Below are 9,420 nucleotides of genomic sequence, written 5' to 3' on the forward strand. Positions count from 1 at the left end.
CCCGCAGGGGACCGGCCCTTTTTCTTGGCCGACCGTCAGCCAACAGCGGGAAAAGTCGTGCAGGGTCGCCGCCTTGGCGACGATTGCGGGCAGGAATGCCTTGTTTCTGCCGTCGCGTCAGGAGTGATATGCGGGTCTAGTCCTGAGAGCCGCCGGCCGGCGGCACGCAGTCCGGAGTGCCCGATGTATCCGAAGGTCCGCAGGCTCGTTCTCGCCGCCGCCCTCCTCGCCTGCGCCGCCCCCGCGCTGGCGCAACCGGCGCCGGGACCGTTCCGGTTCGCGACCTCGCTCATGGGCGAGCCCAAATATCCGGCGGACTTCAAGCATTTCGACTATGTGAACCCGGACGCCCCCAAGGGCGGCGCGGTGCGCCTCGCCGAGGACGGCACGTTCGACAGCTTCAATTTCGTGGTGCCGCGCGGCACCGTCGGCGCCGGCATCGGCCTGATCTATGACTCGCTGACCACCCAGTCACGGGACGAGGTGGCCACCGCCTACGGCCTCATCGCCGAGGGCCTGACCTATCCGGCCGACTTCTCCTCGGTGACCTATCGCCTGCGGGCCGAGGCCAAGTGGCACGACGGCACGCCCATCACGCCGGACGACGTGGTGTGGTCGTTCCAAGTGCTCACCAAGAACAATCCCGGCCAAGCCTTCTACTATCGCCACGTGAAGAGCGTCGCCAAGACCGGCGAGCGCGAGGTGACCTTCACCTTCGACCAGGGCGGCAACCGCGAACTGCCGCAGATCGTCGGCGAGATGATGGTGCTGCCCAAGCACTGGTGGACCGGCACCGATGCCAACGGCAAGGCGCGCGACGTCACGCAGGGGACGCTGGAAGCCCCGCTCGGAGCCGGCGCCTACCGCATCAAGACCTTCGTCCCCGGCCGCACCATCGTCTACGAGCGGGTGAAGGACTATTGGGGCAAGGACCTGCCGGTGAACGTCGGCCGCAACAATTTCGACGAGATCCGCTACGAGTATTATCGCGACGACACGGTGCAGCTGGAGGCCTTCAAGGCCGACCAGTACGACTGGCGAGTGGAGACCTCCGCCAAGAACTGGGCCACCGCCTATGACTTCCCGGCCAGGCAGCAGGGCAAGGTGGTGCTCGAAACCTTCGAGAACCGCGCCTCGGGCGTCATGCAGGCCTTCATCCCCAACCTGCGCCGGGCCAAGTTCCAGGATCCGCGCGTGCGGCGGGCGCTGAATTACGCCCTCGACTTCGACGGCATGAACCACACGCTGTTCTTCGACCAGTACAAGCGCGTCGGCAGCTTCTTCTCCGGCACGGAGCTCGCCTCCTCCGGCCTGCCCACCGGGGCCGAGCTGGACATCCTGAACGGGGTCAAGGACAAGGTGCCGGCGGGCGTCTTCACCACGCCCTACACCAACCCCGACAACCCGTCCGAGCAGTCCCGCCGCGGCAACCTCCGCCAGGCCGCCGACCTGCTGAAGCAGGCGGGTTGGGAGGTGAAGGGCAAGCAATTGGTCAACGCCAAGGGCGAGCCGTTCACGCTGGAGATCCTGCTGGCCAGCCCGGCGTTCGAGCGGGTGGCGCTGTTCTACAAGCCCGCCCTGGAGCGCCTCGGCATCCAGGTCTCGGTGCGGCTGGTGGACAGCTCGCAATATGTGAACCGGGTGCGGGCGCGCGATTTCGACATGATCATCAGCGGCTGGGGCCAATCGCTCTCGCCGGGCAACGAGCAGCGCGACTATTGGGGCTCGGAGGCGGCCGACCGCGAAGGCTCGCGCAACTATGGCGGCATCAAGAACCCGGCGGTGGATGCGCTGATCGACAAGGTGATCTACGCCACCGACCGCCAGCAATTGGTGGCCGCCACCCATGCCCTCGACCGCGTGCTGCTGTGGAACGACTACGTCATCCCCGCCTGGACGCTGGGCTACACCCGTTCCGCGCGCTGGGACCGCTTCGCCCGTCCGGCGGTGCTGCCGCAATATTCCTACGAATTCCCCGACATCTGGTGGTGGGACGCGGACAAGGCCGCCAAGCTCGGAGGGGCGAAATGAGGCGAGCGCCGGGGTGCGATCGCCGCGCGCTGCTGCGCCTCGCCGCCGCCGGCGGGGCGGCGGCCCTGTTCCCGGGCCCGCTCGGGACCCGCGCCGCGCAGGCCCAGACGTCCCCCTCCTCGGGCGCGCCCAGCCTTGAGCGGCACGGGCTCTCGTCCTTCGGCGAGTTGAAATACCCGAAGGACTTCAAGCATTTCGACTATGTGAACCCAGCGGCCCCGAAGGGCGGCACCTTCTCGCAGATGGGGCCGAACGCCGCCTATAACCAGTCCTTCCAGACCTTCAACTCGCTGAACGGCTACATCCTGCGTGGCGATGCGGCGCAAGGCATCGCGCTGACCTTCGACAGCCTGATGGTGCGGGCCACGGACGAGCCGGACGCGGTCTACGGCCTCGTCGCCGCCGCGGTGGCCATCTCCGACGAGGGCCGCACCTACCGCTTCCGCCTGCGGCCGGAAGCCCGCTTCCGCGACGGCTCTGCCCTCACCGCCGAGGATGTCGCCTTCTCGCTGACCACGCTGAAGGCGCAGGGCCACCCGCTCATCCGCCAGGCGTTGCGCGAATTTTCCGGCGCCGAGGCGGAGGACGCCGGCACCGTCGTCCTCACCTTCACCGCCCAGCGGCCCCGCGACGTGCCGACCTATGCGGCCAGCCTGCCGATCTTCTCCAAGGCCTTCTACAGCAAGCACAAGTTCGACGAGACGACGCTGGAGCCGCCGCTCGGCTCCGGGCCCTACAGGGTGGGACGCTTCGAGGTCGGCCGCTTCATCGAATATGAGCGCGTGAAGGACTATTGGGCCGCCGACCTGCCGGTGAACCGGGGCCGCAACAATTTCGACGTCCAGCGCTACGAATATTTCCGCGACCGCGAGGTGGGCTTCGAGGCGTTCAAGGCCCATGCCTACCTCTTCCGCGAGGAATTCACCTCCCGCGCCTGGGCGACCCAATACGACTTCCCCGCGCTGAAGGACGGGCGGGTGAAGCGCGAGGTGCTGCCCGACGAGACGCCGTCCGGCGCGCAGGGCTGGTTCTTCAACACCCGCCGGGCGAAATTCCTCGATCCGCGCGTGCGCGAGGCGGTGGGCCTCGCCTTCGATTTCGAGTGGACCAACAAGAACCTGATGTATGGCCAGTACGAGCGCACCTGGTCGTTCTTCCAGAATTCCGATCTGATGGCCAAGGGCCTGCCCTCCCCGGCCGAGGAGAAGCTGCTCGCCCCTTTCCGCGACGATCTGCCGGCCGAAGTCTTCGCCGAACCCTACGTGCCGCCGGTCAGCGACGGCTCCGGCCAGGACCGCGCCCTGCTGCGCCGGGCCGCCGCGCTGCTGAAGGAGGCGGGCTACACCATCCAGCAGGGCCGCCTGATGGATGCCAAAGGCAATGGGTTGCATATCGAGTTCCTGGACGACGACGGCTCGTTCGAGCGCCACACCTCGCGTTTCATCGGCAATCTCAAGGTGCTGGGCATCGAGGCCAGCTTCCGCATGGTCGATCCGGCGCAATATCAGGCGCGGCTGAAGGATTTCGACTTCGACATGGTGGTGCGGCGCTATTCGGTCTCGCTCAATCCGGGCGAGGAGCTGCGCGCCTATTTCGGCAGCGAGGCGGCCCGCACGCCCGGCTCCAATAACCTGTCGGGTATTTCCAGCAAGGTGGTGGACGCGCTCATCGCCGACGCCCTCGCCGCCCAGAATCGCGCCGATCTGGTGACCGCCTGCCAGGCGCTCGACCGCGTGCTGCGCGCCGGGCGCTACTGGGTGCCGCAATGGAACAAGGCATCGTTCTGGATCGCCTATTGGGACATCTTCTCCCGCCCGCCCATCAAGCCGAAATATGACCGCGGCGCGCCGGACACCTGGTGGCGCACCCAGGGCGTGCCGGAACCCGCCGCCCAGCCCGAGCCCGCCGCCCCGCCGCAAAAGGGCGGTTGACGCGGCGCCCCTGCGTACCGCACGGTCCATCCAGTTCCGGAGACCCGATGCTCGCTTATATCGTCCGCCGCCTCGCGCTCATGGTGCCGACCATCCTCGGCATCATGCTGGTTTCGTTCGTGGTCGTGCAGTTCGCGCCGGGCGGCCCGGTGGAACGGGTGATCGCGCAGCTGACCGGCGATGACGTCTCCGCCACGGCGCGCGTGTCCGGCGGCGGCGGCGACTTCGCGGGCGCGGCGGCGGCGCCGGGTGCCGGCGGCGGGGCGGATGCCTCGAAATATCGCGGCGCCCAGGGGCTCGACCCGAATTTCATCAAGGAGCTGGAGAAGCAGTTCGGCTTCGACAAGCCGCCCGCCGAACGCTTCGGCCTGATGATCTGGAACTATGCCCGGTTCGACTTCGGCCGCTCCTATTTCCGCGACATCTCGGTTATCGACCTCATCGCCGAGAAGCTGCCGGTCTCCATTTCCCTCGGGCTGTGGATGACGCTGCTGACCTACGCCATCTCGATCCCGCTCGGCATCTCCAAGGCCATGCGGGACGGCTCACGCTTCGACGTCTGGACCTCGGCGGTGGTCATCGTCGGCTATGCCATCCCCTCCTTCCTGTTCGCCATCCTGCTGATCATCCTGTTCGCCGGCGGCTCGTTCCTGGACTGGTTCCCCCTGCGCGGCCTCACCTCAGACAACTGGGCGCAGATGTCCTGGCCACAGCGCATCCTCGACTACGGCTGGCACCTGGTGCTGCCGCTCACCTCCATGGTGCTCGGCGCCTTCGCCACCATGACCTTGCTGACCAAGAACTCGTTCCTGGAAGAGATCCGCAAGCAATATGTGACCACCGCGCGGATGAAGGGCCTGCCGGAGCGGGCGGTGCTCTATCGGCACGTGTTCCGCAATGCCATGCTCATCGTCATCGCCGGCTTTCCCAGCGCCTTCATCTCTGCCTTCTTCACCGGCTCGCTGCTGATCGAGACCATCTTCTCGCTCGACGGCCTCGGGCTGCTCGGCTTCGAGAGCGTGCTGAACCGCGACTATCCGGTGGTGTTCGCCACGCTCTACATCTTCTCGCTCGCCGGCCTGCTGATCGGTCTCGTCTCCGACCTCACCTATATGCTGGTCGATCCGCGCATCGACTTCGAGACGCGGGAGGTGTGAGCATGGACACCACCGCTCCGGCCTCCGCCGCCCTCGCCGCCCCCAAGCCGCGCCGTCCCTTCTTCTCGCCGCTGAACCAGCGCCGCATCACCAATTTCCGCCACAACGGGCGGGGCTGGTGGTCGTTCGTGCTGTTCATGGTGCTGTTCATCGGCACGCTGTTCGCGGAATTCATCGCCAACGACAAGCCGATCCTCGTCAAGTTCGACGGCGCCTATTACGCCCCGGTGCTGCGGTCCTATCCGGAAACCAGGTTCGGCGGCGACTTCGAGACCGAGGCCGACTATCGCGACCCCTATCTCCAGAAGCTGATCGCGGAGAAGGGCGGCTGGATGATCTGGCCGCCGATCCACTTCAGCTACAACACCCACAATCTCGACCTGCCGACGCCCGCGCCCTCCCCGCCCACCTGGATGCTCACGGAGAAGCAGTGCCAGGCGGTGGCCGAGCGCAAGGGCGTGAACGGCTGCGCCGGGCTCGAATACAATTGGCTCGGCACCGACGATCAGGGCCGCGACGTGCTGGCCCGCCTGATCTACGGCTTCCGCATCTCGGTGCTGTTCGGGCTCGCCCTCACCATCATCTCTTCGGCCATCGGCATCGCCGCCGGCGCAGTGCAGGGCTATTTCGGCGGCTGGGTGGACCTGCTCTCGCAGCGCTTCATCGAGATCTGGACCTCGATCCCCTCGCTCTACCTGCTGCTCATCATCTCCTCGGTGCTGGTGCCCGGCTTCTGGGTACTGCTGGGCATCCTGCTGCTGTTCTCCTGGGTGTCGCTGGTCGGCCTGGTGCGGGCGGAATTCCTGCGGGCGCGCAACTTCGAATATGTGCAGGCGGCCCGCGCCCTGGGGGTGGGCAATTTCACCATCATGCTGCGGCACTTGCTGCCCAACGCCATGGTGGCGACGCTGACCTTCCTGCCCTTCATCCTGTCGTCCTCGGTGATGACGCTCACCGCGCTGGACTTCCTCGGCTTCGGCCTGCCGCCGGGCTCGCCCTCGCTGGGCGAGCTGCTGTCCCAGGGCAAGGCGAACATCCAGGCCCCCTGGCTCGGCCTCACCGGCTTCTGCACGGTGGCGCTGATGCTGAGCCTCCTGATCTTCATCGGCGAAGCCGTCCGCGACGCCTTCGACCCCCGCAAGACCTTCGGGTGAGGCAGCCATGACCGACGCCTCTTCCCCCCTGCTCTCCGTCCAGGACCTCTCCGTCGCCTTCCGCCGCGAGGGCCGGGAGGCGATCGCGGTCAACCGGGTGTCGTTCGACGTGAACCCCGGCGAAACCGTTGCGCTGGTGGGCGAATCCGGCTCGGGCAAGTCGGTCACCGCGCTCTCGGTGCTGAAGCTGCTGCCCTATCCCGCCGCCAGCCACCCCTCCGGCCGCATCCTGTTCAAGGGACGGGACCTCCTCACCGTCTCGGAGCGCGAACTCCGGGCGGTGCGCGGCAACGACGTGACCATGGTGTTCCAGGAACCCATGAGTTCGCTCAATCCGCTGCACACCATCGACCGGCAGATCGGCGAGATGCTGATCCTGCATCGCGGCCTGTCCGGCGCGGCGGTGCAGGCGCGCACCCTGGAACTGCTGCACGAGGTGGGCATCCCCGACCCGGAAAGCCGCCTCGGGGCCTATCCGCACCAGCTCTCCGGCGGCCAGCGCCAGCGCGTGATGATCGCCATGGCGCTCGCCAATGAGCCCGACCTGCTCATCGCCGACGAGCCCACCACCGCGCTCGACGTCACCGTGCAGGCGCAGATCCTCAAGCTTCTCAAGGAGTTGCAGGGGCGGCTGGGGATGGCCATGCTGTTCATCACCCATGACCTAGGCATCGTGCGCAAGATCGCCGACCGGGTGTGCGTGATGCAGAAGGGCGAGATCGTCGAGCAGGGCGGGGCGGAAGAGACCTTCCTCCATCCCCGGCATCCCTACACCCAGGCGCTGCTGCATGCCGAGCCCAAGCCCGATCCCGCCCCCACCGCGCCGGAGGCCAAGGTGGTGGTGTCGGCGCAGGAGCTGAAGGTCCACTTCCCCATCAAGCGCGGCATCCTGCGGCGCACGGTGGGCTACGTGAAGGCGGTGGACGGCGTCAGCGTCGAGATCCGCGAAGGGGAAACCCTTGGCGTCGTTGGCGAATCCGGCTCCGGCAAGACGACGCTCGGCCTCGCCTTGCTGCGCCTCATCTCCTCCAAGGGCCCCATCGCCTTCCTTGGCCAGCGGGTGGACGGGCTGGGCTTCGCCGGGCTCAGGCCGCTGCGCGCGCATATGCAGATCGTGTTCCAAGACCCTTACGGCGCCTTGTCGCCGCGCATGTCCATCGCCGACATCGTCGGCGAGGGCCTGCTGGTCCACCAGAGCGGGCTCAGCGTGGACGAGCGGGAGGCGCGGGTGATCGCGGCGCTGGAGGATGTCGGCCTCGATCCGGACAGCCGCTTCCGCTATCCCCATGAATTCTCAGGCGGACAGCGCCAGCGCATCTCGATCGCCCGGGCCATGGCGCTGGAGCCGTCCTTCGTGGTGCTGGACGAGCCGACCTCGGCGCTGGACATGCTGGTGCAGGCGCAGATCGTCGACCTGCTCCGGGCGCTCCAGCGCAAAAGGTCGCTGACCTATCTGTTCATCTCCCACGATCTGCGCGTGGTGTCCGCGCTGGCCAGCCGTATCCTCGTGATGCGCAACGGAAAAATGGTGGAGGAAGGCCCCGCCCGGGAGGTGTTCGAGCATCCCCGCGAGCCCTATACGCAGGCGCTGTTCGCCGCCGCCTTCAACATCGAGACCGCCCATGCGGGAGTGACCGCGCAGTGACGACGCCGCCCCTCCAGGACGAGACCGCCCGCATCGACATTCTCGACGAAACCCTGATCTACCAAGGCTTTCGCCGGTTCGAATCCTACCGCATCCGGCTCCATACCCCCAACGCGGAACCCGTGGTCCAGAACCGCGAGATCCTGCGGGTGGGCGGGGCGGTGGGGATCGTGGTGATCGATCCCGAGCGGCAGGCATTGGTGCTGCTGCGGCAGTTCCGGATGACCGCCCACCTCGCCACCGGATTTGGCGAACAGATTGAAATTCCAGCAGGATTGGTCGAGCCGGGGGAGGATCCGGCGGTCACCGCGCGGCGCGAATGCGTCGAGGAGACCGGGCTCGATCCCGGCGAGGTGCACCACATGTTCTCCTGCCTCGTCTCGCCCGGCGCGGTGGACGAGATGGCGCACTTCTACCTCGCCTTCGCCGATGCGTCGCATATGCCGCAACATACGGGCGCGGAAGGGGAAACCGAGGTCATACGTCCCTTCCTCGTGCCCCTGGACCAGGCGCTGGCGGCGATGGAGGACGGCTCGCGCCTCGCCAATGGCTACCTGCGGATCGGCCTCATGTGGGTCGCCCTGCACCGGGCGCGGGTGGACGCCTGGGCGGACGCCTGGCGGGCGGCGCGGAGCGACGTTTCCGCGGAATAGGCGCGTTTCGACACGAAGTTCCCCAGCGATTCCGCGCATTTTACGCGTGTTTCCGCGCATGAATGCGGCATGCGACGGAAAACGCCCAAGAGTTGGATGGCTCCGCCAGGCAGACTGTTACCCAACGGCAACACGCGTCCGATTTTGCCGCTTCCTGTCACCTCGGGGTGCCCACCCTCTTCCCGCCCTGTCAGACTGCATCTCCGCCGCGCCCGCGGCGGGATGGGTGGGGATCTGTCTCACATGCTCGATCTGAAGTCGTGCGCATCGCGCACCGCCGTTCTGTGTGCGCTCGTCATCACGCCGCCCCCCGCGACCGCCGCCGGCGTCACCATCAGCAGCGGCACCGATACCGGCACGCCCGCCACCACCGGGACGGTCAGCAGCGGCAACCTGATCACCACCGCCTCGTCCGCCGTCGGCACCACCCTCGCCTCGGCGGTCGGCGTCTCCGGCATCGTCGGCGCCGTCTCCAGCAACACGGCTGTCCGTACGCCGGTGCTGAGCTACGACGCCACCGACGTGACCTTCGCCAGCGTCGCCACCACCTCGAACGCCCGCCGCGCGGCGGCGGCGGTGGAAGCCGGCGGCACCAATACCGCGCTCTACAATGCGGTCGCCACCGGCACGGTGGCCTCGTCGCAGAGCGCCTTCCAATTGCTGTCCGGCGAGGCGCAGGCCTCCTACGGCACCACCGCCTTCAACCAGGCGCAGATCGTCGGCGACGTCATCGACGGCCGCCTGCGCCAGGCCAACTATGCCGGCGCCACCGGCGCCGCCGCCGGGCTCGGCGCGGGCGGGCCCACCGCCTATGCCGCCGCCCCGGTGACCAAGGCCGGGCCGTTCACC

At 67.6% G+C, this 9,420-nt stretch carries 6 protein-coding genes and 1 pseudogene; all 7 read left to right on the top strand.

Annotated features, from left to right (window positions below; all coding sequences use genetic code 11):
• Positions 1 to 183: 183 nt before the first annotated feature.
• Entirely contained in the window at positions 184 to 2,031 is a 1,848-nt protein-coding gene (locus tag YU1_RS0126425; protein WP_029006582.1) for an extracellular solute-binding protein, read from the top strand.
• Positions 2,028 to 3,962 (top strand): extracellular solute-binding protein, encoded by a 1,935-nt coding sequence (locus YU1_RS31540; RefSeq protein ID WP_084540162.1) that lies wholly within the window; start codon positions 2,028 to 2,030, stop codon positions 3,960 to 3,962. Before YU1_RS0126425 ends, YU1_RS31540 begins: the two co-directional genes overlap by 4 nt.
• Positions 3,963 to 4,009: 47 nt before the next feature.
• Positions 4,010 to 5,119 carry a microcin C ABC transporter permease YejB gene (locus tag YU1_RS0126435; protein ID WP_029006583.1) on the top strand — a complete coding sequence of 370 codons (1,110 nt, stop codon included), beginning with the start codon at positions 4,010 to 4,012 and terminating at the stop codon, positions 5,117 to 5,119.
• Between the two features lie 2 nt (positions 5,120 to 5,121).
• Entirely contained in the window at positions 5,122 to 6,273 is a 1,152-nt protein-coding gene (locus YU1_RS0126440; protein WP_035716816.1) for an ABC transporter permease, read from the top strand.
• 7 nt (positions 6,274 to 6,280) lie between these two features.
• Positions 6,281 to 7,918: an ABC transporter ATP-binding protein gene (locus tag YU1_RS0126445; RefSeq protein ID WP_029006585.1), complete on the top strand. Its 1,638-nt coding sequence runs from the start codon at positions 6,281 to 6,283 to the stop codon at positions 7,916 to 7,918.
• Positions 7,915 to 8,571 (top strand): NUDIX domain-containing protein, encoded by a 657-nt coding sequence (locus YU1_RS31545; protein ID WP_035716817.1) that lies wholly within the window; start codon positions 7,915 to 7,917, stop codon positions 8,569 to 8,571. Before YU1_RS0126445 ends, YU1_RS31545 begins: the two co-directional genes overlap by 4 nt.
• A gap of 243 nt (positions 8,572 to 8,814) precedes the next feature.
• Positions 8,815 to 9,420: pseudogene (locus tag YU1_RS34190) on the top strand (hypothetical protein); the annotation flags it as partial.

Origin of the sequence: Azorhizobium doebereinerae UFLA1-100 (assembly GCF_000473085.1) — a bacterium.
In the GTDB taxonomy this organism is placed as follows: domain Bacteria; phylum Pseudomonadota; class Alphaproteobacteria; order Rhizobiales; family Xanthobacteraceae; genus Azorhizobium; species Azorhizobium doebereinerae.